The organism is Trueperella sp. LYQ143 (genome assembly GCF_046599595.1).
In the GTDB taxonomy this organism is placed as follows: domain Bacteria; phylum Actinomycetota; class Actinomycetes; order Actinomycetales; family Actinomycetaceae; genus Trueperella.
Genome location: NZ_JBKIWR010000001.1, coordinates 1 through 22,816, shown reverse-complemented (window position 1 = coordinate 22,816; position 22,816 = coordinate 1). Strand labels below are relative to the sequence as shown.

At 54.8% G+C, this 22,816-nt stretch carries 18 protein-coding genes; 9 read left to right on the top strand and 9 right to left on the bottom strand.

Features of this window, described 5'->3' with window-relative positions; translation table 11 throughout:
- Nucleotides 1-69: 69 nt before the first annotated feature.
- Nucleotides 70-1,032 (top strand): bile acid:sodium symporter family protein, encoded by a 963-nt coding sequence (locus ACLHIL_RS00090; RefSeq protein WP_411295823.1) that lies wholly within the window; start codon nucleotides 70-72, stop codon nucleotides 1,030-1,032.
- Nucleotides 1,033-1,346: 314 nt separating this feature from the next.
- On the opposite strand, the gene ACLHIL_RS00085 is transcribed toward ACLHIL_RS00090, so the two are convergent.
- A complete protein-coding gene (locus tag ACLHIL_RS00085; protein WP_411295822.1) occupies nucleotides 1,347-2,267 on the bottom strand; it encodes a TIGR03089 family protein in 921 nt (306 codons plus the stop codon).
- On the bottom strand, nucleotides 2,264-3,136 hold the full coding sequence (locus ACLHIL_RS00080) for an inositol monophosphatase family protein (protein ID WP_411295821.1): 873 nt from the start codon (nucleotides 3,134-3,136) through the stop codon (nucleotides 2,264-2,266). The genes ACLHIL_RS00085 and ACLHIL_RS00080 overlap by 4 nt, the downstream gene beginning before the upstream one ends.
- A 454-nt stretch (nucleotides 3,137-3,590) precedes the next feature.
- Here ACLHIL_RS00080 and ACLHIL_RS00075 point away from each other — a divergent pair, with 454 nt between their 5' ends.
- Genes ACLHIL_RS00075 through ACLHIL_RS00065 form a run of 3 tightly spaced genes read left to right on the top strand, consistent with a single transcriptional unit; the run spans nucleotide 3,591 to nucleotide 8,487 of the window.
- On the top strand, nucleotides 3,591-3,875 hold the full coding sequence (locus ACLHIL_RS00075; protein ID WP_411296000.1) for a WhiB family transcriptional regulator: 285 nt from the start codon (nucleotides 3,591-3,593) through the stop codon (nucleotides 3,873-3,875).
- Nucleotides 3,875-7,042 (top strand): glycosyltransferase family 2 protein, encoded by a 3,168-nt coding sequence (locus tag ACLHIL_RS00070; protein WP_411295820.1) that lies wholly within the window; start codon nucleotides 3,875-3,877, stop codon nucleotides 7,040-7,042. Before ACLHIL_RS00075 ends, ACLHIL_RS00070 begins: the two co-directional genes overlap by 1 nt.
- Nucleotides 7,039-8,487, top strand: a complete 1,449-nt coding sequence (locus tag ACLHIL_RS00065) for a DUF5719 family protein (RefSeq protein WP_411295819.1) — start codon at nucleotides 7,039-7,041, stop codon at nucleotides 8,485-8,487. The genes ACLHIL_RS00070 and ACLHIL_RS00065 overlap by 4 nt, the downstream gene beginning before the upstream one ends.
- A gap of 114 nt (nucleotides 8,488-8,601) precedes the next feature.
- Here the strand turns inward: ACLHIL_RS00065 and ACLHIL_RS00060 are convergent, their stop codons facing one another.
- On the bottom strand, nucleotides 8,602-9,009 hold the full coding sequence (locus ACLHIL_RS00060; RefSeq protein ID WP_411295818.1) for a DUF3499 domain-containing protein: 408 nt from the start codon (nucleotides 9,007-9,009) through the stop codon (nucleotides 8,602-8,604).
- A gap of 55 nt (nucleotides 9,010-9,064) precedes the next feature.
- On the opposite strand from ACLHIL_RS00060, the gene ACLHIL_RS00055 reads away from it, so the two are divergent.
- On the top strand, nucleotides 9,065-9,490 hold the full coding sequence (locus ACLHIL_RS00055) for a metallopeptidase family protein (protein WP_411295817.1): 426 nt from the start codon (nucleotides 9,065-9,067) through the stop codon (nucleotides 9,488-9,490).
- Between the two features lie 223 nt (nucleotides 9,491-9,713).
- On the opposite strand, the gene ACLHIL_RS00050 is transcribed toward ACLHIL_RS00055, so the two are convergent.
- Nucleotides 9,714-10,550, bottom strand: coding sequence for an RDD family protein (locus ACLHIL_RS00050; RefSeq protein ID WP_411295816.1), 837 nt, complete (start codon nucleotides 10,548-10,550; stop codon nucleotides 9,714-9,716).
- 49 nt (nucleotides 10,551-10,599) lie between these two features.
- On the opposite strand from ACLHIL_RS00050, the gene ACLHIL_RS00045 reads away from it, so the two are divergent.
- Complete coding sequence (locus ACLHIL_RS00045) at nucleotides 10,600-11,562, top strand: stage II sporulation protein M (RefSeq protein WP_411295815.1); 963 nt, start codon at nucleotides 10,600-10,602, stop codon at nucleotides 11,560-11,562.
- Between the two features lie 559 nt (nucleotides 11,563-12,121).
- On the opposite strand, the gene ACLHIL_RS00040 is transcribed toward ACLHIL_RS00045, so the two are convergent.
- The 5 genes from ACLHIL_RS00040 to ACLHIL_RS00020 are packed head-to-tail and all read right to left on the bottom strand — an operon-like array spanning nucleotide 12,122 to nucleotide 17,828.
- The gene (locus ACLHIL_RS00040) at nucleotides 12,122-13,432 is read right to left on the bottom strand and encodes a DUF58 domain-containing protein (RefSeq protein WP_411295814.1); all 1,311 of its coding nucleotides are present in this window, start codon (nucleotides 13,430-13,432) and stop codon (nucleotides 12,122-12,124) included.
- Nucleotides 13,432-14,457: an AAA family ATPase gene (locus ACLHIL_RS00035; RefSeq protein WP_411295813.1), complete on the bottom strand. Its 1,026-nt coding sequence runs from the start codon at nucleotides 14,455-14,457 to the stop codon at nucleotides 13,432-13,434. Before ACLHIL_RS00035 ends, ACLHIL_RS00040 begins: the two co-directional genes overlap by 1 nt.
- Nucleotides 14,447-15,580, bottom strand: coding sequence for a DUF4350 domain-containing protein (locus tag ACLHIL_RS00030; RefSeq protein ID WP_411295812.1), 1,134 nt, complete (start codon nucleotides 15,578-15,580; stop codon nucleotides 14,447-14,449). Before ACLHIL_RS00030 ends, ACLHIL_RS00035 begins: the two co-directional genes overlap by 11 nt.
- Entirely contained in the window at nucleotides 15,577-16,200 is a 624-nt protein-coding gene (locus tag ACLHIL_RS00025) for a hypothetical protein (protein WP_411295811.1), read from the bottom strand. The genes ACLHIL_RS00030 and ACLHIL_RS00025 overlap by 4 nt, the downstream gene beginning before the upstream one ends.
- 8 nt (nucleotides 16,201-16,208) lie before the next feature.
- Nucleotides 16,209-17,828: a glycerophosphoryl diester phosphodiesterase membrane domain-containing protein gene (locus tag ACLHIL_RS00020; protein WP_411295810.1), complete on the bottom strand. Its 1,620-nt coding sequence runs from the start codon at nucleotides 17,826-17,828 to the stop codon at nucleotides 16,209-16,211.
- Nucleotides 17,829-17,972: 144 nt separating this feature from the next.
- Here ACLHIL_RS00020 and mtrA point away from each other — a divergent pair, with 144 nt between their 5' ends.
- From mtrA to ACLHIL_RS00005, 3 genes are read left to right on the top strand one after another with little or no spacing between them, the layout of a single operon-like run.
- Nucleotides 17,973-18,656 carry an MtrAB system response regulator MtrA gene (gene mtrA, locus ACLHIL_RS00015; protein WP_411295809.1) on the top strand — a complete coding sequence of 228 codons (684 nt, stop codon included), beginning with the start codon at nucleotides 17,973-17,975 and terminating at the stop codon, nucleotides 18,654-18,656.
- Entirely contained in the window at nucleotides 18,649-20,598 is a 1,950-nt protein-coding gene (mtrB, locus tag ACLHIL_RS00010; protein WP_411295808.1) for an MtrAB system histidine kinase MtrB, read from the top strand. Before mtrA ends, mtrB begins: the two co-directional genes overlap by 8 nt.
- Nucleotides 20,595-22,259 (top strand): LpqB family beta-propeller domain-containing protein, encoded by a 1,665-nt coding sequence (locus tag ACLHIL_RS00005; RefSeq protein WP_411295807.1) that lies wholly within the window; start codon nucleotides 20,595-20,597, stop codon nucleotides 22,257-22,259. Before mtrB ends, ACLHIL_RS00005 begins: the two co-directional genes overlap by 4 nt.
- Nucleotides 22,260-22,816 lie beyond the last annotated feature (557 nt).

Here is a 22,816-nt window from a genome sequence, read left to right as displayed (position 1 = left end):
TCCATTGTGACCTAAAAATTATTCTTATGGGTAGCAACATACATGTGTGGCGGAAGGAAAGTTGCTGTTATGCGCGAAGCACAGGCTAATGTTCAGGAACGTTCTGCGCTCATTGCCGTGACGCTTTTCCCGCTTATCATCGTATCGGCTGCTATCTGGGGATATTTTTTCCCAGCCACTGCGCAACATTTGAGCCCTATTATTGCGCCAGGGTTGGGATTTATCATGTTCACGATGGGGCTGACGTTGACGCTCCATGATTTCGCCTTAGTTGCCCAACGTCCGGTGGCGGTCGTGCTTGGCGTGGCGGCGCAGTATCTCATTATGCCGCTGGCTGCCGTTGCTGTTGCTCGTGTGCTCAATTTGCCGTCGGGGCTCGCGATTGGGGTTATTCTCGTAGGATGCTGCCCTGGTGGGACGGCCTCGAATGTGGTCACCTACCTGGCACGAGCCGATGTTGCCTTATCCGTCACCCTCACTTCGGTGACCACCTTGCTTGCTCCAGTGATGACGCCACTACTGATTCAGCTACTAGCCGGAGAAATGACGGATATTAACGCCGGGCACATGGCACGCAGTATTGCAACAACGGTTGTTATCCCAGTGCTAGGCGGAGTGCTGCTGCGCTGGATCTTCCCAAGGGTTATTACCTGGATGCTGCCGATTCTGCCGTGGATTTCGACCATCGGTATTTCGATTGTGGTTGCCGCACTCGTCCCGCCGGCGGCGCCGATCCTTAAACAGGCTGTAGGGGTCGTCATTATCGCGGTTGTCGCACATAATCTACTAGGGCTTGTGTGTGGGTATTTTTTGGCTAAAAGCGCGAGATTTTCTCCGTATGTGGCGCGCACAGTGGCAATTGAGGTGGGAATGCAGAACTCCGGGCTGGCTGCGACCTTGGCAAAAACCCATTTTGTGACCACTCCGGAAGCGGCTCTACCGGCAGTGATCTTTTCTGTGTGGCATAACATCTCCGGGGCAATATTTTCCTGGTGGAGCCGATACCGCGATACGGTTACCCCTGCGCATTAATAGCCGTGTTAACGCTCCGGCTGGTGACCCCTATGGGCGGTACCTGAGCAATTACTGCTAATAGCCAGGGCGCTAATAGCTCAGCTATTAATAGCTTCTGCCTATATTAATAACCCTGGCAGTGCTCATACCCCGCGGTAGTGGTCTACATATTGTAAAAGCTACGATTTGTCGCCGCCCGCGTCGGTGCTGGCATAAACCAAAAAATGGCGATCGCGCACCGCGAGATTACGTTAGATAGATACATCTACTCGGCGGCACAGCTAAACAAAACTAACCATCTGAGAGTGACGAAAGCCAATCTGCACAAACCCCTATGCTGGCCGGTAATTAAGCGCGATAGCCTGTTCTGCATGGCAAATATCGGTGATATTGCGCGAGGGGTCAAGGATGATGATCGTGCTGGCACTAGCCAATCCAGCTAGGGTGAGGCATACACTTGCGGTAAGGCACCCGGTGCTCATGGCGTACCTCCGTGGCTCAGGGCGCCAAGATGAAGCATCGCTGCCTACCTGCTCAGCGTATTGAGCCAACGCGAGCGGGACCGTAACCGATAGCGGCACACTGCTCGGCTCAATTAGGGGAACGTCAGCATAGCCATATACATCGGCAATCCCATCCCAGATGCCACGTGGTAACTCATCAGGCCATTGCAAAGCAAAAGGATGACGCGAGTCAAGTGCAACGATAGGGGCGTCAGTATATAAATCCGCGCGGGCAAGATCAGAAAGAATATATACCGATGACGGTAACTGTGCTGACGGGCTAGTGCCGTCAGGAAATATGCATAACGGGAAATCTTCTTGGAGCTGACCGGAAACCTCGTTGGTAACTGGCGGAACAATGCGCAACGGAGAACCACACGACAACGCGGCGATGGCCCACAATACGGATCGCCAGTACGGCACAGTTGCAAGAGTGACTGCACTATCGCCGCCTATCTCGCACTCGTCACTGAGGAAGTTCATCACCTTAGCCAGGTGATTGGCTACGACTTTGCCAGATAACTCGATGCGCTCATATTCGCTGTACCAGATGAAAGCCGGGCGACTACCCAGGGCAAGTGCCCCGCGATAGCAGGCTGCTGGGGTCACTGTGAGGCAGGAAGTATCGGGCAGCGATTGTGCTGATGACGCCGCCGGTATAGTGACTGAATCCGGTATCGAAGCAGGACTTGACGTTGCGGGTAGCGCGGTAGTTTCTGCCGAAGCGGATTCACACGGGTTGGAGCTCATGCGTCCTCCTCCGGTGCAAAATACGGAGTCTGGAGGGGTTGGGCGGCAGCGCAACACATCGCCTCAAACATGAGATCGCAGACCTGCGGGGTGCCACCGGCGAGGTAGGAGGCGTAGGCAAAGGGGCGGCGATGGTGGATACGACGGGCATCGTCAACGCTGCGGAACACGCCACCGGCCCGCTGAATAAGGGCAATACCGGCGCCAATATCCCACGGCTGCGTCCCCATTGCGAATGTGCCGCCGCACACCCCCTCAGCAACATACGCAAGGCTCAATGCGGTGGAGCCAATACGTCGCATAGATTTGGCGTGAGTGAGAAGAAGATCGTATCCACGCGCCGCGCCAACCCGATCCTCAAGGCGTTCAGAAGGGAAAGACGTGGTGATGAGCATATCGGATATGGGGGCTTGAGAAGCGGTAATAGTGACGTCATTGCGGTACGCACCGGAATCGTCAGCTCGGTATAGCCGATCGCAGGTGGGCTGATAGATGACGCCAGCAATAACCTCATCGCCGCATATTGCACCGATAGAGACGCACCATATATCCAGGCCAGAAGCAAAATTTGCGGTACCGTCAATGGGGTCAAGGAGCCAGATAATATCGTCTGGAGTGGGGTTACGAGGGCGGGCGTCGCGCCCAATAAGTTGGCCTTCTTCCTCGCCGAGGATAAGTGAATCCGGAGCATGCTCCCACAGGCAGGCGCGCAATGCGTGCTCGGCGCGGCGATCGTGGACGGTCACTGGGTCATGGAAGTTGCGCTTCCATTCAACCTTTCCAGGATTGTCGAATGCGGTGAGTAGCATATCGCGCACTCCGCGAGCGGCTTTCTCGGCAATATCGGCTAGTTGGCAGGCAGCTATCATGTGCCTATCCTGCCATGAGGTGAGCGAGGCTGCTGCAGTTGGGAAGAGGCCGGATAATTTCTCACAGTTTTACTTGATTGAAAACGACGTGTGTGGTCAATATGCGCCAGGGGGGGGAAGTGATAGTCGGGAGCTCTGCTAGGTGCGAACAGAGGGCAAGAATAACATAGCGCTCGCGCGGTGTTTTAGTGAGTTAGCAATAACCCATCTCAGAACTCATACGGTAGTCGTATTGCTCAACAGTGGTGGCGATATTATATCGTCGGTGAACGTGGGCGATGACACGCCGAATAGATCGAGAAGTTCGATAACTCGCCTTGACTTTATCTGATTACACGCGTGTAATTTATGCTAGGCAACTTTGAATTGGAGGATGATTATGCGGCAGTCCACGGTGACTACCCCGTTGCGAACGGCTGATCGTTCGCTCGATCCTCGCATTGCGCAGAGTTTGATGGAAGGCATCTTCGATCTCGGATACGGGTTCGCTCCGGAAGCTGATTTGAGCTGGATGGAATCTGCGTTGTGCGCGCAGACGGATCCCGATATCTTCTATCCAGAAAAAGGTGGATCGACGGTTCCGGCCACAACGATTTGTAATAACTGCTCGGTGCGCGCCGAGTGCCTTGAGTACGCCGTCACGAATGATATTCGCCACGGAATCTGGGGCGGAACCTCGGATAATGATCGCAAGCGAATGGCTCGCGAACGTAAGGCGGCACGTGGCTTTCGGCGATAATGGATAGCGTTGTTCGCGAAACCGTCACGGCCGTGGTGATATGCCATGACCGTGACGTTTCATATCTGAGCACAACTCTGGCTGCATTAGCGCAGCAAACTCACCAGCCCGACCACATCCTCGTTCATATTCCGAGCCACAGTTCTCCGGCTGTCGCCCACATTCACTCCCAGTTGCCGGTAGCGGCCCCGAATGTCAGCATCGTTGCGCAACCAGCAGAGACGCTCGGCGCTGCGCTACATGATCTGGAAATCCCAGAAAGCCAATGGATCTGGATCCTGCATGCGGATTCTGCGCCTGAACCATCGGCTCTGGACGCCCTCCTGCGTGCAGGAGAAAGTTCTAACCGCATCGGTATCGTCGGCCCAAAGCAAATCAGTTGGGAAGACCGCGATGGCGCACCCGTCTTATATGAAGTCGGTATTCGGGCCACGCGCAGTGCTCGGCGTGTGCCGGAAGTTGAACCAGATGAACGCGACCAAGGGCAACACGATTCGCGCACTGACGTGCTCGCCGTTGGCAGTGCCGGCATGCTGGTACGCCGGAGTGCTTGGGATGAGCTTGGCGGTTTTAACGAGTATCTCGGTCCCTTTGGTGAAGGTCTGGAGTTTTCCCGACGTGCTCGCCGCAGTGGGTATCGAGTTGTGGTAGAACCACAAGCTGTACTGCGCCACGCCCGGGTGAGCCTGGGAACGAATCCGGAACACTCCTTTGGTCGCCGCCGTGCTGCACAGCTTTTCACGGCCATGCTTTCCGTGCGAGCTATTCTGTTACCGCTTCTCGTCATCGGTTATCCCCTCGTCGGCATTGCCCGCGCGCTAGTGAGGCTCATCTGCAAAGAGCCTGTGCTGGCTTTCGGGGAGCTGCGCGCCGGATTCTCCGTCCCCGCGCGCCTGGGCGCAATCCTGCGCTCCCGTCGCCAGATTGCTCGCACGGCAATGCACGGGACAGATGTTGTGCGCCCATTAGAAGCCCGCGCCAGTGATATTCGAGCAGCACGGCGCGAATTGCGGCGTTCCAGGAAAGAAGCCCGCTGGCTGGCGCAAGCACCGGATCCTCTAACGCGAAAACTTGCGGCAGATCTGGCGCGGCACACTCGTCACGGTTTCGCCCTCGTCTTGGTGGTGACGACTCTCTTTTCCCTCGTCTTTTTCCTCCGATTTTTCTCCTCCGGTGTGCTTATCGGCGGGGCACTGACTGCTGACACCGCGACGGGCACTGATCTCATAAGCATTGCCTGGCATGGCTGGATGCCCAGTGGCGATGGGTATAGCCGGCCTCTAGACGCCCTGTGGCTGCTCTTATCGCCATTCCTTCTCATAACCTCCCCGTGGTCAGTGACGCTGGGATCCCTCATCACGGCACTCGTATATATCGCGCCGATCTGCGCCGGAGCGAATGCCTATATCTTTGCCGGACGGTTAACAAAATCCTGGGTTGCGCGCACTGCGCTATCGCTAATCTGGGTGGTATCTCCGGCATTTACTGACGCATTGAGTAACGGGATCATAGGAGCGGTCCTCGTTCATGTTCTCGTCCCATTATGGGGATATGCGCTATGCCGTATGTGGGATGGCTCGATTGTTTTTACTGCAGTGGCAGCCCTCAGTTTTGCGGTACTGACGGCCAGTGCGCCAATCTTCCTCCCACTAGGTATCCTCGTCGTAGTGTGCGCCCTAGCGTGCAAACCACGGCATAAGAGCTATTGGCCGTGGTCTGTGCTGCTGGGAGTGCTGGTACTTCTTCCGCAGTTACTCCAGGTACGCAACCCTGTAGCGTTCTTCTTCTCCCAACCAGGTCGCGCTTTCGGTTCGGACAGCCTACAAAATCTGGCTCGGGCAGCGCATACCTCGCCACTATTACTCGCTGGTTTAACGATTTTTGCGGTGGTCAGTATTTTGGCCCTGTTGCGCCTCCACCGCATGTGGCTCATCCGGATCGGCTGGCTTATCATCGCCGCCGGAATGGCGCTAGGATCGCTTGCAGCCCGGACAACAGTTGCAATGAGTGAGGGCGTGAGCCAACACAACGTCAATGGGGATGCCCATATCGGCTACACCCTCGCCTGGTGGGGGATGGTCATTGCCCTTGGCGCTGGTTCGCACAGTCTGCTAACGACCTTGCGCAATCGTAGCTTTGGGCTTGCCCACATCATAAGCGGGGTGGCGATGATGGCAATTCCGATTGCAATTATTACCACTGCGGTAGCGACGACAACCTGGCATGTGGATCATTCCTCGCTCGGACGTCAAGCGCCTCAAGTACCAGCATTGAGCCGAGAAATATATGCGCAACATCAGCGAATCCTGGTTGTTGAAAATACCTCTGCCGGAATCTATGCCCAGGAATGGTCAGGAAACGGTAAAGAACTGCACGAGTATTCAATGGTTGACGCGCTAGACCGCTACGACGCGGCGAAAGCTGCGCACAATTCCTCATCTTCCCTGCCAGTGCCACCATCCGGAGAAACCGCTGGCAAGGCTAATAGCGGGAAAACAGATCCGGCACCTACGCCAAACACCGACGTGGATAATCCCGCTTCCGCACACGTATCCTCACAATCTACCTCAGACCATTTTGGGCAGAGTGGGGATGACAGCGCGCAGCGCGATCTACAGGATGCAATCTTGGCCATGCTCGCCGGTTCCGCGGATGCTAGCGAAAAATTGGCAGATCACGCTATCGCGATGGTTCTCGTCCCGCCCGCTTCTGCGCAAAGCTCAGCCCAGCTACGGGCCGATCTGGTATCGACCCTGCACGCCGTGTCGGGTCTGGAATTCATCTCAGATGGTGTTGCTGGAACGTTTTGGCGGGTGAGCGCACCTAGCGCACTGGTGCGTATCGGGGAGCAGCCGGTTGCAATGACTGGGCGTTCCTATGATGCCAGTAGCGTTTCACCGATTAAAGCCGCCGCGGGTGAGCGCACAATCCGTCTTGCCCAACGGGCAGATAGCCATTGGCAGGCATATATAGATGGGCAATCCCTTGAGCCGCGTTCGGCAGCATGGGCACAAGAATGGATTATTCCACCTGGTATCTCGGGCACGCTCGATATTGTGTACGTCAATTGGCAGCAACGCCTCCTCGTCGGTGCAATTGCGCTGTGTGCTGCTATTAATCTCATTATTGCCATGCCGATACGCCGTCGTCGGGGAGGGATTGAATGAATCGTGTAGATCTTGCCCGACGCGCAGGCAAACGTCTATGGGCAATGGCGACGGGAGCTGCCACAGTTGCGTTAGTCGGGGCAGTGGTTGTGGTGACGCACGCCAGCGCGCCGCCGACCACGATTGATCGCCTCCCGCACGCTCTCCCGCTGCCACACACGGAGGCCGTACTGGTATGCCAAGGCGGTATTTCGCGCACTATTGACACCGGCGTAACCGCAACACAGATCGCAGAGAAACTTGGCGGTTGGGCAGGGGCATATTCAACAACACCTGCCCAGCTAGATGCCACACCGATCGCTGCCAATACTGTGCTCAGCGCGGCAGCATTGACGAAGAATGATGCCGGAATGACGCAGCTAACTGGCGATATTGTGGTTAATGATTCTGGGGTGGCGGCCGGCGCCTCAATCCACAGTGCGGTAGCCGGAGATATGCGCGGAGTGGCTGTGCGCCCGTGCCAGTGGCCAAGCAACTCTGTCTGGTTAGTTGGTGGCTCCACGAAGGTCGGATCGTCAATGCAGCTCAGCATCTCTAATCCGATGGCTACTGCGATCAATATCGAGATGACGGCCTATGCGAATACTGGCCTCTTAGATCTAGGAGGGCACTCGCATATAACCCTGGCTCCGAAAACGACGCAGACGCTCCTCCTTGACGGAGTATTACCTCCAGCAGATGATATTGCGCTGCATTTGACGTCTAATAGTGGTCGATTCGCTGCGTCGGTTCAGACGATGCAGCTTGTCGGAGCACAGCCTGCCGGAATTGATGTCGTCACAGCAGGAACTTTCGGGCGCGATCTCGTTATTCCGGGATTGGTCGTTCCTGGCGTGGAGCAGTCAGCGACGAATCGTAGTTACCTGGCTGATCCAAACTTTTCGGCATACGTGCGGGTGGTTAATCCGAATGCCACCCCAGCACAAATCTCTGTCATTGTCATCGACACGACGGGCGAACACCCGCTGCCTGGTGCGGAGGGAATATCGGTTAGCCCAAATAGTGTGCTGAAGTTGTCATTGGCTGGAATATCGCCAGGGGATTATGCCCTGAAGATCACCTCCGATTCGGATATTAGTGCGGGAGTTACTGCCTCGCAGGCCGGTGATGGCGGTGTTGACGTGGCATATTTGCATGCTGTTACGCCAGTTAGCGATGGTATGGCAACGGTTGGTCCAACCCAGGCTGTGTTGGTGCTAGCTGGCATGGGTTCAGTTACCTGGCAGGCCTTCGATGAGGCAGGAACGCAAATCGGTAAAGAGGCTATCGAGTTAGCACATGTGGAAGAGGTAAAACTTCCACAGGAAACGAAATATGTGCGTGTGACAGCGAACTCGCCGGTGTATGGGGCGGCTATGCTGTCTGGCCCCTCGGGGATCTCCTGGGTGCCCGTGAATCAGGATGCGGCCCAGAGTCGTTCGGTACGGCTGACTGTTGCTCCGTAATCATTTCCTGCTGGCTAACTGCCCTTTCCCTGTTTCCTAGATCATGGGCGGGCTAGCGATAACGTGCCGCAAAATGAAGATCTGAGCGTCAGCCAAGACGGAAGAAAATAGCGACTACTCCGTTGCCGTCTCATCTTCGCTATGCCCACCGTCAATAACGGCAAAACGCGGGCGAGTACGCGGCCCAGGGGAAACATCCGTGCGTGGGCGGCGAATTTCTCGTTGGGCAGGCTGTGGAGGGGGAACATCGCGTTTTGAGGTTTCTCGGATCGCGTCTGCCAAAGCGAGTAAATCATCAGGGGATGGCGGGGCGTCATCAAATTCTGTTACCAGCCGAATCATATTCCACCCGACGGGGACGGTCACTGTCTCAGCGTGATGTTTGCACAGATCAAGCGCGCCAGGTTGCAGAACCGGAGAGAGCGGGCCAAGAACGCCAGTGGCTTCCCGATAACCGTACGTCATAGTAGCGACGGCAGGCTCCTGGCAGCGATCTCGGCAACAGGTTCGGATAGGACTCACGCACATAACCTTAGTCATTTCCCATGCAGAATGCGTGAAGCGTTAGGGTAGGTCTATGCAGATTATCCCTCGACGCGCTCATGCACGGCGACGCGACCGACACGGGCGTGGTATTCCTGGTCCTATTTTGCCGATGTCAGTTCCTGCATGGCGGACTCGTGCAGACTGTTTTGATGATTTAATTGCCTGGGATTTGGGCACGTTTCGGCGGCATTTGGGCGAACGGATGGACCATATTGATTTTGCGGTGATGGATGCCCCGCAAAATGATCCGGCACCGTGGGAGGAAAGCGTGCCCTTGGCTCGTTATCTGCCATTTGAACGTCCAGCGCGTATTCATGGTCGGATCATCTTCTACCGAATGCCAATTCTGCATGCCATGCGAGATGAGGATGATCCGCGCTTATTTATCCATTCGATTGTTGTGAGCCAACTGGCCTCAGCGCTGAACGTCGATCCAGATGAGATCGACTATCTGTAATGGTGGATATTTTTCTCTAATACCGCGCGAGAGGTAAGGGTACCGCGCATAGCTAAGAGCTGGTAGCGCCAATAACGGCATAGGAAATGCAACTGCCAGTGAAAGCGAAAATATGTTGAATATGTTGAGGCTTCCCGTCGCATCTGCGCAGTGAACGAAAAATAACGTAATTGCACACAGGTGATCCCGCCACGGCTATCCCATTGACCTGGCGCGTATTGATTCAGTAATAGCCGACTGCGGATATGCGCTGTTGAGCGCGAATCTGGCGGTCTCTGGAGAGTTGATAACGCTGAAATTCGACGTTATAACGGATTACCGTCATCGCCTCAAGGAACAGCTCGGGCGGAGTCCCCCAAGGCGGAGGAGGGGAAACATAGCGTTCACAGGCTGCGGCTAAGGCCCGCCCTTGAGAGATCCGAGCCTGCGCAGTGAGCCTATCGCGGTTCTTCAGATAATCGGCGATATTGAGCGATAAGCCGGTAGGCAGTGGGCGGGTTTGCGCATTATTTGCCCACATGATTAGGGAATCCGGCATTCGCGCTGGCGGCATCCAGGAGGACATTTTGGGCCAGCGTACAACGTAGGCATCTGCCAACATATCGCCCCAGCGTGCGCCACGACGGGAAAATAAACAGACGCAGGAGGCGGCGACCCCCAAAGTTAATAACACCTCAACGATCCCGACAATGGAACGAATAAAACATTGGGAAGCGGTGATCGTCCCGCCATCGGAACGCACTACCCGAGTGCGAGTCAGGAGCTTTCCAAGCGTCCACCCCTTGCCCCAGAATGTGACGAGAGCAGGCAAAATTACAAAGACAACGGCAATGGAAAAAATACCTATCGCAGTATTTAACGCTATGGACATAGAGACCGAAAGCGGGTTGAGAACATACCAGGATAGAAGCACGAATAATAGGCAATACACGCTGTAATCGATAAAACCCGAGACAATTCGGGAATAGCCAGTGGCGGCCGGCAGCTCAAGAGCAACGCCCTCGCCAGTGATAATACTGGTATCACTCAATGACGTATCTTCGTAATATCCGACTCTCACCCTACTAGGCTACCCGTCATGCCCGAAATCTTTATGGCACTCTAGGAGGATGGAGAGTTTAGCGTATGCCAAAGCGCATGAAGGTCAGTGGCTTCGGTTGCAACAACTTACTCGCAAACGTCGGTTAAACGGCTTAGAAAGCGACGAGTTTGTGAGCTTATATCAAGCCTGTGCCACTCATTTAGCGAAGATCCGGACATCTGCTCCCGATGCGGATATGATCCTGACGTTATCAGCGATTACTGCGGCAGCGCGCGCTAAACTCACAGACCATTCGCGCAATCGCAGCAATACATTCCGGTATGCACTAACGAGAACATATCCGTATGCCATCTATCGGCTGCGCTGGTGGATTCTCGCTTTAGTGTTGGCCACGCTAACGGTTGTGGCCGTGGTGCTCATTAATATGCGGGTAAATCCAGCAGCTATTGCCGAGCTAAATGAATCAGGAAATTTACGGCAGTACGCCTACAACGACTTTGAAGAATATTATTCGCACTACGCCAGTCAAGATTTTGGATTACAGGTATGGACGAATAATGCTGCGTTATGCGCTGTTGCTTTAGCCGGTAGCCTGACAGGAGTAATCCCGCTGTGGATGTTCCTTATCAACTCGCTCAACATCGCTCATGCGGCAGCAGTGATGGCGTATTACGGGCAGGCGGATGTGTTTATTTTCCATATTGCCGTCCACGGATGGCTGGAGCTATCCGTGCTTTTCGTGGTGTTAGCAGCAAGTTTCCGGCTGTTTTGGAAGCTGATCTCTCCGGGGCATTTACCGCGGGTTCGGGCGCTCGCGGCTGAGGGGCCGCATTTGTTGCGCCTTGTCGTGGCAATGGTTGTGTTATTAGCGATTTCGGCGGTAATCGAAGCCTATATCACGCCGTTGACGGCACCGTGGGCTGCCAAGATCGCGGTTGGGGCGTTGGTAGGCATAACGTTCTGGGTGTGGGTTTTCGTCTTTGGGCGGCGGCCAGTTGTGGTGGAAGAACCTGTTGCTTACGTGGGGTAGTTTGCGTGGAGATTGCCCGCTGGATGAGGAAAAATGATTGCTGTACGTGATCGTCTCGTGCTTTATGTGGTAATCGGGTTGATCGCCTAGCTGTTCTCTTAACTTATATGAATCCCATTGGGCGTATTGCGCCCTGTTTGTGTGTGGGGGAAAAAAAGAGAGCTCTAGTGCTTTTCGTGCCTTGAGCTAACCAGATTTCCAGGTGCTTGTGTGTGTATCTGTTGGGAATGCGCGGGCGCATGGTTGCCGGTCGGCATAGCCTGGCATACACGTCGGAAAATAACCACATATGTGCAGGCGAAATCCGCTAGGGCTTTCACTGAAATCGCCTTGCCCGTCAGCCTTTCCCTCTATGCAATATCGCTACTAAGCAGGGGTATTCTGTTTTACTCTTTGATACGGCAAGGTACGTGTGCCCTTCCCTCAAAAAGACTAGGAAATGCGAGGGAAAATGGGTAGCCCTAGCGGAATCGCAGACCTTAGTGATGAGCAGCTCGTAATGGCTCGGTAGCGGCTCGGTGTTTGCGTCAGCATTTTAATATACGAACCGCTCCACGTTTTAGAGCTTGCCGTGGGCTTTTAATGCAATGTAGCGATCAACGACGGCGGTTGGCAGGCAATCCGCATCTGCTCGAACCACATGCGCACCGGAGTTTTCTAGTATGCGCGTGAGGTTGGCGTTTTCTACTCGGGAGCGTTCGTATGCGGCACGTTCGTAGGCGTCATCAACTGTCAGGTTTGCATTATGTGATTGCTGCTCCGATGAGGTGGCAGCCGATGAGGAATCTGTTGCCGCAGCGATCATTACACTGTGCCGTTGGCGCAATATCGGCAGCACATCAAGTAACCCAGAAGATACCGTTCCACCATTGAGTGTAGTGGTGATAATGATGAAAGCTGGCTGCGTTCCTAATTCTCGAATGTACGTTGGCAGCAAGCTCCAATCCGTAGCGCGCAGTGAAGGTTCCACATCTGCGATAACCTCACCCATGCGATGAATCAGTCGAGATGAGTTCTCGCCGGTGAGCCGCGCTCTGACCTGATCGTCAATAGCCAGAATACTGACGCGATCACCGGCCTTTTGCGCTAATGCCCCCTCAAGTAAAGACGTCTCGATAAAGGCATCGAAAGCGGGGTGGTCATTAATGCGGATCGCTCCACCGCGACCACAATCCAGGACGATAATGACGTGTCGATCGCGTTCAGGCCGCCAGGTTCGCACGAGTGTTTGCCCGCGTCGAGCCGTTGAACGCCAGTCGATTGCTCGCACATCGTCACCGGCAACATATTCACGCAGCGAATCGAATTCTGTGCCCTCCCCGCGTACCAAGAGCAAGGAACGCCCGCCAAGCTCTCGGAGCTGTTGCAGGCGAGAGGGGAGGTTCTTCCGAGAAATAAATTCCGGCAGTATCCGTAACTGCCAGGAGGTTGAGACGGTTTGTTGCCGCCCAGCTAGGTGTAACGGACCATACGTGCGGATTGTTATTGCGGAAGAATGTAGTGTTCCACGCCGTTGTGGCCTCAACGTGCTGTGCAATATGCTGCGTTGGCCAGGGCTCAACACAAAGGAATGGCGTGAGGGCGAGAGCATGCCTGAAGGCGGCCATGCGTCACGAATCATGCCACGAATAGTTGAACGCCCCGTATGCGAAAGTATTAGGGTGCGAGGGGTGCTCTGACCTACTCGGGTAGAAGCCGGCATTTCGTCGTCAATATACACATGCGAGGGAGACGGAGCGCAGAGCACATCAAGACATACGGCAACAGCGAGTATGACGGTTAGAAGCAGCGCCCAGCCGGCATCCCGCACGATTCCCGCTAGCACGATACCGCAACCCGAGAGGGCAACAGCGAGAGGGCGAATAAACATCAGCGTGGCACCGGCACAGTGTTGAGCACGGATTCGAGCACGCCCCGCGGCGTAATACCATCAAGTTCAGCCTCGGCATGGAGCTGAATTCGATGTGCCAAAGCGGAGCTTGCTAAGGCTTTGACGTCATCAGGGGTTACGTATGAACGCCCAGAAAGCCATGCCCAGGCGCGTGCGGCATGAAGTAGGGCAGTAGCACCACGCGGCGATACTCCCAGCGCTACCGCTGGCGTCTGCCGAGTTGCCCGCACAATATCAACGATATAATCCAGGACGCGAATATTAACATCAATGTCTGCCACTTCTTGTTGGGCCTGAATGATGAGGGATGCGTCAGCTACTGGGGTGATGTGCGCGGTTGATAGATCATTGGGATCAAAATGCGCGGCATGCCGACGCAGGATCTCAACTTCTACCTCGCGCGGGGGCAGAGGAAGCTCAACTTTGAGAAGGAAACGATCGAGTTGGGCTTCCGGTAGCGGATATGTGCCCTCGTATTCCACCGGATTTTGGGTGGCGACCACCATGAACGGTGAGGGTAATTCTTGCGGATTGCCGTCCACCGTCACATGGCGTTCTGCCATTGCTTCAAGTAATGCTGCTTGAGTTTTTGGCGGGGTGCGGTTGATTTCATCGGCGATCAACAGGTTGGTAAAGACTGGCCCTGGGCGGAAAGAGAATTTTGCTTCGGAAGAATGATAGATCAAAGAGCCCGTCAGATCGCCAGGCATAAGATCTGGGGTGAATTGCACGCGCTTAGCCTCTAACTGCACACAAGCTGCCAAAGCCCGTACAAGTAAGGTTTTTGCGGTTCCAGGTACGCCTTCGAGCAGAATATGCCCATCACACAGTAGCCCGACGAGGAGGGCGCTGACGGCGTGATCCTGCCCGACGATTGCCTTGCTGATTTCGTCACGAATGTGCCGAAAAGCAGCGCCGGCATCGGATAGCGGAGCTGGGGGTGCGGCAGGCTGATCTGCCGTCGGGCGAAATACTGCGTTTTGGGGAGGAAAATCAGTAGACATGAATATCCCTTTCGAGTTGTTCGAGTCGGGCGGTCAGGATAATGAGGTCGCGATCAGTGCTGATCGGATCGGTGAACAAGATACGTGAAACATGCTCGGGAGCATACCCGCTAGCAGCAACAACTGCGTTGACAATCGTTTGAGGATCACTGGTTGGGGTGAAGCCGCAGCGTTGAGCGATTCTGTTGAGAGTGCCGATTCGGAGGGATTGAGCAGCATGTTGGCGATTGTGCCCGCGAGCGTAGAGGCGCGCTCGCCCGTGGTCGGTTTCGCGGGCGGGCACGATGACGGGAATAGGTTCGGCAACGAGCGGCCCGAAGCGCCGTCCTCGCCATAATGCTAACCACAGGAATGTCAGCAATGCTCCACAGAACGCTGGCACTGCCCAGTCTGGCAAGGCGAGGGTTTGCGAGTGGTCCTCGCTGGGGGTCTTATCGGGTTGATCGACCCACAGGAGCGACGGATGCTTACCGAGTAGTCGTAATGCGAAGGCGGCGTTGCCATCGCGGTTTAGCAGTGAGTTCGTTAAAAACGTGCCGGAGGGCAGGAGTGTTATATGGGGGTAATCGCGGGGTGTGATCGCACCAAACCCTTGGGCAATGGGGAAACATCCTGAGACGGCCTGGGGATCATCGGGGATAAATGTTGCGTCGATTCCGGATACGTACTGCGCTGCCTGGGCGTCTGAGTTATCACAGCGTGCGGGGACGTGGTTGGTGGGATCCAAACCGATGATGCGTCCCGAAAAGGACGTATCATCAAAGGCGATCGCAGAATCGATAAGGACGACGTGCGCATTGGTATTAAGTAGATACTTTTTAAGCTGTTCTACGTATGCCGTTTGGAAGTAGCCGACTAAGACGATGGTGTGATCCTCGCCGGTGCTGGCGAGAGCTTCTTCGGCACTGACGCTGGTTACTTCAACCCCATGCTCGCGCAGGATGCTTGCCAAAGCCATCGTTCCGTCCGGGCCAGACGAATCAATGGAATATGCAGACTCGTCATGCGGGACGCGGAAGAAAAGCAAACAGATAAATGCTATGAGGACGATAAATGTGAAGAAGAAAATGGTCTTTCGAGAGGATTGCGTGCGCGCAACAGCGAATCCGGAAGAGGTACTCATGGGCGAGCCTCCGTCCGAGCAGCGATGGTATGAAGCTGGTGTAGGGCGGTGACGATAGCTGGGGTAGCAGCGCCTTTCCAGTAGTAAATATCGTTAAAGTACAGTGCGCTGTTATTGAACAAATCGCCGTGCCCTAACACCTGAGCACCAGCCGAGGCGGCTTCTAATGGCGTCATCCCTGGGATAAGGCGCACGATTCCGCGTTCATCAAGCAGGCGAATAATGCCGCGATACCGTTCAATGACGGCGAGATTCAGATCGCCGCTCTGTTCGGCAGCATCGGCTGCACGGAACAGGGTGTGGGAATTGCGCATATCGTCAAATAAGGCAACATGTGCGGGGGCGTCGGCACTCTTGCGCATACTCCGGGCATTGCGGGCAATGAAATATAAGATAACGATGGCGGCGATACCCACAACGATCAAGATGAAGAGGTTGCCGTAACCATTTTCCGAGGGCGATAGGCGCTGTAAGAGCGAGGTGAATCGTTCCCCGATCCATCGGGCGATGATAGCCAAAATGGATTGAGTGTCGTCGTACTTTGCTTTTGCGAGTTCGTGTTCGGCCCATTGCTGAGCGTCGTCAGGACTCGGGGTAAGCGGATCGAAGAGCCAAGGCATGCCGAGCATTAGAGGTTATCCTCGGGTGAATCGGTAGCGATATTAGCAGGATCGGGGGTAGCTAGAAGCCATTGGGGGCGATCGCCGGACCACGGCTCATTATCGCTTTGCTGTGAATTACCCTTTCCGGATGTTGGCACCGAAAATACGCCAGGAGTATGTGGCGTGCTTGCTGGCGGTGTGGCGTATGGAGTATGAGACCAGGAGGCGTCGGGCGCCGTATATGGCCAAGGAGCTGTGGCGGGATAAGGCGAGGGATTGTTCATAGCTGACGGATCTGCATACATGGAGGAATTTCCAGGAAAAGAGCCGTTGGCAGGGGAATCATATTGCCCGTATCCGTAGCTGGCTTCGGCAGGTGCGGCGGTGGGGTATCCCGTCGTTGCTGATGGAGGCGCGCCATAATCGGGCGCTGTGTGAGACGGTGGATAGGGCGCGGTAGCGGGCGTCGCCGGAGCCGGATAAAAGCCCGCGTTGGGATTGGCCGTCGCATGCGCACCGCCGTGCGGGTAGGAGGGATATACCCAGTTTGCCGGGGACGCAGAAGCTTGCGCAGTGGCGGCTTCGTGTGCTGCCTGTTGACCCGCTTCGTAGAGGAACTGTTGGTGGAATTGCTCGCGACGCATGCGCATATTGATATACACCATATTGATGAGGGTGTTGTAGATCGGTGAGACGATACCGGCGAAGAGCAGCATCGTCACGCCGGTGAGCAGCGCGTTGAGAACGCTGGAATCAGGGTTGTATGCGCCTACGAATGACGTCATAAAAAGTGAGGTGGAGCCAGCAATCAGCATTAGCACGCCGGTTGCGACGGTAGACAGCACAGAGGAGAGGATGACGATGGCGATGAATACCCCGATGAGATAGCCCAATGAATGTTTAGTGAGATTCCACGAGCGGCGGATAGCTGCAATAGGGCCAATATCTTCAATAACCATTGTCGGTAGCACCGCGATGAAGCGAGCAAAAATGAGGAAACTCCCAATAAGTGAAGCGAGGGTGGCAATGATGGTGAAAATAATGATTGCTACGGGATGAAGATCCGCTAGGGATCTAACACTGCCAAGGAAAAAGACGAAAAATAGCAGGGAGCACACTATTATTGCGGCGAGTAGCACAACGCAGGAGATAAGCGTCAGCACGATGAAACGGCCGGTAAAGCGCCAAAATCCGCTGCGAGCACTGCGAAATGTGGCGCTGAGAGGCATCTTCGTTCCACGCATAGAAGCAAGCGTGACGCGCGCCCCCGCAATCCACGTCAACATTCCAGCAATCATGCTTCCGATGGAGAGAATACCGACAGGAATCGTCACCATATTGAACGTGGAATTAAAGGAATCGCGAATGGGTAAGGATCTGAGCACAAACAGGCAAGCGACGTAGCCGGCCAATACAACGAGATGTACGACGATAGGGAAAACAATGAAAGCGACGGGGTTGAAGCGAATTAGCCGGACGGCAGCGTCAATGGTTTCTCCGACGGATAGTGGGCGCATCGGGATAACCGTGCGCCATGCGGGTGCGCGCTTGCCAATATTGTCTGAGGCACTCCCGTATTGGCCATAGCTCATCCCGGAGGTGTTCGCGTGACCGTTGGGTGGAGGAAAGAATTGGCTCGTTGACATGATCGCTTCCTTTGTTGAGTGCTGAGCACAGCTTATCTAATCTGCTTGGGAGGAAATAACGGGTCGCATCCGTCGGAAGTAGGACCTCCTGATATAGTGTTCTCAGTGCTAACTAGCCAATCAGGTGTAGAGAAGCGGAGTGCAATGGCAGCGCGCATTTTGGTGGTAGACGACGATCCAGGTATCTCTGAGATGGTGGCGATCATCTTGGAAACAGAGGGATATGAGGCGATGACGTGTGCGCATGGCGATCGGGTCATGCCGTTGTTCCGTGCCGAGCAGCCTGATCTGGTCCTTCTTGATGTTATGCTTCCTGGCCTTGATGGGGTTTCGGTATGTCGCCAATTGCGAGAAGAATCTGACGTTCCCATCATTATGATGAGTGCGAAGACGGATTCGGTTGATGTGATTGCCGGTTTGGAAGCTGGGGCCGATGATTATGTGACGAAGCCGTTTGAGAACTCGGTGTTAATTGCCCGAGTGAAGGCGCGCTTGCGTCGGCAAGAGCCAGAAAGTGAAACCCTCTCTATTGGCGATATTGTGTTGGATTTGCGCGCTCATGAGGTCCGACGGAATAACGAATTACTACATTTGACGCCCCTGGAGTTTGATTTGTTGAGCGTCCTTGCCCGCAAACCGCACCAAGTTTTTAGCCGCGAGGAGTTGTTAGAACAGGTCTGGGGGTATCGTCATTCGTCTGATACTCGGCTGGTCAACGTCCACATTCAGCGTCTGCGTTCTAAAATTGAGCGAGATCCGGAAAATCCGGAAGTGGTGTTGACGGTTCGCGGCGTAGGGTATCGTGCGGGGCGTATAAACGGTGAGTGAGCGCTCCGGCGCTGCGCGAGTAGCGCTTGTCGCTCGTCGTCTGGGGCGTATCCGGCAACGATGGGATTCTTCGCTATCGCTACGAGTGATGGTGTCGATTATTTGCGCAGGTGTAATCGGTATTATCTTGATCGGCTCGGGGATCTCGGCGCAGATGCGCGATTCGGTTTTTGACCGCGCGGTTGATTCAAGTATTGAGTTGTTTGCCAACGATGTTCGGTTGGCGGAATCCCGGTTTGCTGCCTCCGCTCCGACGGTTGGCCGCACCCAAGAAGTTGCCAATGAGCTGGTGTCTTCAATGTATGATCCAGCGCGTGGCACTCTAGGGGCAGTGTTGATCCGTTCGGCTGGGCAGGATCCTGTTCCCACCCAGATCTATGAGCCAGCCACCGCTTCGGCAACGCAGGTGCGTTCTTTGGTCAGTGCTGAGTTGCGTGCGACGGTGACTCAAGCGGGCAAAATTGGCTGGCAATCCGTCCAAATTGCCACTGAGGATGAAACAGTACCCGGCATTATTGTGGGCACGACTCTGACGATCCCTGGATCGGGGGTTTATGAGTTATATACGGCGTATTCCATGCAAAGCCCGAACTCAATGATTCATACGACGGCTCGAGTAGTGTGGATCTCCGTCGTCGCCTTTCTGCTTATTTTGGGGTTGATGACGTGGGCTGTTATGCGGTGGGTGCTGTCGCCCGTCCGTCAAGCATCGCGCAATGCGAAAGCATTAGCTGACGGAGAATTCCATACTCGCATGACGGTGCGCGGCACGGATGAAATCGCACAGCTTGCTCGCTCTTTTAATCAGATGGCGGAGTCGCTCGAAAAGCAGTTCACTCAGATGGAGCGTATGTCTCGCGTGCAAACTGAGTTCGTTTCGGCGGTTTCTCATGAATTGCGTTCGCCGGTGACGACGGTGCGAATGGCAGGGCAGCTCATCTATGACAAGCGCGAGGAACTGCCTCCGGCATTGCGCCGTTCGGCGGAATTGCAGTATAACCAGCTGTTAAATCTGGACGCGACGCTGGCGGATCTATTGGAGATTTCGCGCTATGACGCCGGAGGGATGACGCTAGCGACGAAAACCGTTGATGTGGCTGATATCGTCCGTGAAGTTATTGATATGAGTGAGCCCCTGGCGCAAAATAACCACACGCGGATGGAGTTTTCAACTGACGGAGATACGGTTGCAGAGATCGAGCCACGTAGGGTCCAACGGGTGGTCCGAAATCTTGTGGTCAATGCGCTGGAACATGCCGAACGCAATCCGGTGCGTATCCGTGTTGTCGGCAATGACACCGCAGTTGCGGTTGAGGTACAAGATAATGGTGTAGGTTTATCTGCCGAGCAAATTACTCACGTATTCGAGCGTTTTTGGCGGGCGGATGCCTCGCGGGTGCGCACTTCGGGTGGTACGGGTCTAGGTTTGACCATTGCTCGAGAAGATGCCCAGATTCATGGCGGTTCGCTGGATGCTGCGGGAGAACTCGGTGTGGGCTCTACGTTCTTGCTTACCTTGCCCAAGGTGCCGCATGAGTCGTATCTTGCGCCGATTACCTTGCGTGCCCCGCAACCATTGGCAGTGCCGACGGAGTTGATCGTTGATGCGCAGCCAGTTACCCAGATGGAAACCCCATACGTTGGTCTGGAATCTCAGCTAACAGTTGACGATAGTGCGCAGGAACGTGCGGTTAGTGTGGCTATCGATCAGGAGGGTCAGGAGGTGCAAAGCCCAGGTGCGGTCGCCGTCGGCGAAATGGACGTACCGCCGCAAGCTGAAATGGCATATCAGGAGGAAGCCGCTGAGGTCGAATCGAATTCGGTTGCGGGTACGCGGGACGATTTGGGTATTGCTTCGCATGATTTCGTCGGTCAGCATGACGGTGTAGTAGCTGTGCAACCAGCGGAAAAGAATCGGATAACGCCACAGGAGGAAGAATGAGCCGCTTTCGGATCCTCGTTGTGCTGTGCGCACTGATTTTTTCTGGCTGTGCGTCAATTCCCACCGATGGCGCGCCGCAGGAAGTTGATCGACCAAAAGATGTTGTCGGTGGGGTGGTGCTTGACCCGAAAGGTCCGACGCCGGGATCTTCGCCGGAGAATGTGGTGTCAGATTTTTTGCGGGCAGCCGGTGCTGGGTTATCAACGGATTATTCTGTGGCGCGGCAATTTCTTACTCCGGAAGCTGCCGAGTCGTGGAATCCCACGAGCTCAGTGCGGGTATATCAGGATTCGCAAAATCTGGCGATGTCGCAAACTCGCAGTGGGGCGATTCGTATTTCAGCTACGGCGCAGGCCACTATTGACGACAGCGGCCGTTACACCACTGCGAATGCTGATGCGATTGTCAATAGTGAGTTTTCGTTGATCCGCAATGCGGCGGGTGAATGGCGGATTTCGCAACTGGATGATGGGGTTATTATTCCCAGCACGATCTTCCAGTCGCTCTATCATGAGACGCCGTTATATTTTGTGACGCCAGATCGTGCAGCCTTGGTGGCTGACGTGCGCTGGTTCCCCTCTAATGGTTTGGCTACTCGAGCTGTGCAGGCGTTGTTGCGAGGGCCTTCGTCGTGGCTGGCTGCGGCGGTCTATTCGGCGGTACCTACCGATACCGCCTTGAGTGATTCGGGCGTGACGATCTCTGATGGTATTGCTCGGGTTGATTTATCGAGTCATGTTGCGTCGCTGTCGTCAACTGATCTGGTATTGCTTGACGCGCAAGTGTCAAAAACGTTGTCGAATTTATCGGGGATTCAACAAGTGCAGTTGACCTCGCAGGGTGTGGGATTAGATATTCCGAATCGGATTGATTTGCCGTCCTACCCATACGCAAGTTATCTGTTGGCAGGGGTAAGCGCAGGAGTTCCCGTCACTATTACAAAGACCTCCCAAGACGCAATCACTTCGGTGGTGCAAGATATTGGCGCGCTCGCGACGAGCTATACAAATCCTCAGTACGCGGCTGCGGTATCGACGGATCGGAGGCGAATCTATCGCATAAACATGGAGACGGGGGATACCCGAGTGCTCCTGGATGGTCAGAATCTGGTGACGCCGTCAATCGATGCTGACGGGTGGGTGTGGAATGCTGAAGCGAATTCCGCGAAACTGATTGCCGTCAATCTCACCACTTTGGAGCGGGTGGATATTAATGTGCCGTGGCTTGCGGGGGCGACGATACGTTCTTTGGCGATGTCACGTGAGGGTAGCCGTCTCGTTGTGGTGAGTGCGAAGGATAGTGTTGCTGCGGTCAATGCGGTGGCGGTTAATCGCAGCAATGCTGGTGTGCCAACAGAAGCAGGGGATCCGATTCGTTTTGCTCCGCAGCTTTCTGATGTGATTGATATTGCGTGGGTGAGCGATTCGCGATTGGCGGTTTTAGGTCGGCAGGCGTCAACGTCGAATTTTGCGGTGTATATCGAGGGTATTGGTGTGCCGTCGAGTTCGTTGTCAGCTATTGAAAAGGTGGTTGCACTGACGGCTGGTCGCGGTACGGATTCTATTGTGTTGCAAAGTTCGGATAACCGTCTGTATTCCTTTGATGGGGCGGGGTGGACGAAGATTGCCGATAATGTGACTGCTCCGGCCTATCCGGGGTGATCTGTGTTGTGTACGGCGCGTGCAGATAAGCGCATACGTTGTAGCGTCGGTGCGCGGTGCTGCTGAGTTATCTGTTGTCACCAATAAATGCCTCTGGGCAGGGATAGCTGTAATTGTTAGCCCTATTTTGCGCATCTTGATAAAGCTGTGGGTGCGTAGATCGCTGTGAAATGGGTGGCTGGTCAACCCAGATCTTATCGACCTTTCAAAGTTGCCGTTCAGACGTGGGGCAACACTGTGGTCTCCAGAGGCAAGCCCGTTCTGAGCGTTGACCGCGTTCATTATCAGTTGCCGCGAGATGGCTAGTGTCTACAGATCGGGTAGGGTTTTCGGGTTATAGGACAAAATGTGTTGCTATTTTTCGGGTTTTTCGTTGTGTTGATGCGCGAAAGTGGGGGTTTTAGTTGGTTGTAGTCAACTAATTGGTCGGACAAATTGTGTTGCTTTTGTCGGGATTTTTTGGCGTTATTGCGGGGGAAACTGGGTGTTGTAGTTGGTGTGTTTTAGGGGTTTGGCACTCTGTTATGAATGACGAGTGTTAAGTGCCCGGGGTGCGG

Bases quoted from the DNA above. Each gene is read 5' to 3' on its own strand.
- mtrA (WP_411295809.1), top strand. From the start codon at position 17,973: ATGGCAGCGCGCATTTTGGTGGTAGACGACGATCCAGGTATCTCTGAG.
- ACLHIL_RS00075 (WP_411296000.1), top strand. From the start codon at position 3,591: ATGGAAGGCATCTTCGATCTCGGATACGGGTTCGCTCCGGAAGCTGAT.
- ACLHIL_RS00020 (WP_411295810.1), bottom strand. From the start codon at position 17,828: ATGTCAACGAGCCAATTCTTTCCTCCACCCAACGGTCACGCGAACACC.
- ACLHIL_RS00035 (WP_411295813.1), bottom strand. From the start codon at position 14,457: ATGTCTACTGATTTTCCTCCCCAAAACGCAGTATTTCGCCCGACGGCA.
- ACLHIL_RS00070 (WP_411295820.1), top strand. From the start codon at position 3,875: ATGGATAGCGTTGTTCGCGAAACCGTCACGGCCGTGGTGATATGCCAT.
- ACLHIL_RS00040 (WP_411295814.1), bottom strand. From the start codon at position 13,432: ATGTTTATTCGCCCTCTCGCTGTTGCCCTCTCGGGTTGCGGTATCGTG.
- ACLHIL_RS00090 (WP_411295823.1), top strand. From the start codon at position 70: ATGCGCGAAGCACAGGCTAATGTTCAGGAACGTTCTGCGCTCATTGCC.
- ACLHIL_RS00005 (WP_411295807.1), top strand. From the start codon at position 20,595: ATGAGCCGCTTTCGGATCCTCGTTGTGCTGTGCGCACTGATTTTTTCT.
- ACLHIL_RS00030 (WP_411295812.1), bottom strand. From the start codon at position 15,580: ATGAGTACCTCTTCCGGATTCGCTGTTGCGCGCACGCAATCCTCTCGA.
- ACLHIL_RS00045 (WP_411295815.1), top strand. From the start codon at position 10,600: ATGGAGAGTTTAGCGTATGCCAAAGCGCATGAAGGTCAGTGGCTTCGG.
- ACLHIL_RS00025 (WP_411295811.1), bottom strand. From the start codon at position 16,200: ATGCCTTGGCTCTTCGATCCGCTTACCCCGAGTCCTGACGACGCTCAG.
- ACLHIL_RS00085 (WP_411295822.1), bottom strand. From the start codon at position 2,267: ATGAGCTCCAACCCGTGTGAATCCGCTTCGGCAGAAACTACCGCGCTA.
- ACLHIL_RS00055 (WP_411295817.1), top strand. From the start codon at position 9,065: ATGCAGATTATCCCTCGACGCGCTCATGCACGGCGACGCGACCGACAC.
- ACLHIL_RS00065 (WP_411295819.1), top strand. From the start codon at position 7,039: ATGAATCGTGTAGATCTTGCCCGACGCGCAGGCAAACGTCTATGGGCA.
- ACLHIL_RS00080 (WP_411295821.1), bottom strand. From the start codon at position 3,136: ATGATAGCTGCCTGCCAACTAGCCGATATTGCCGAGAAAGCCGCTCGC.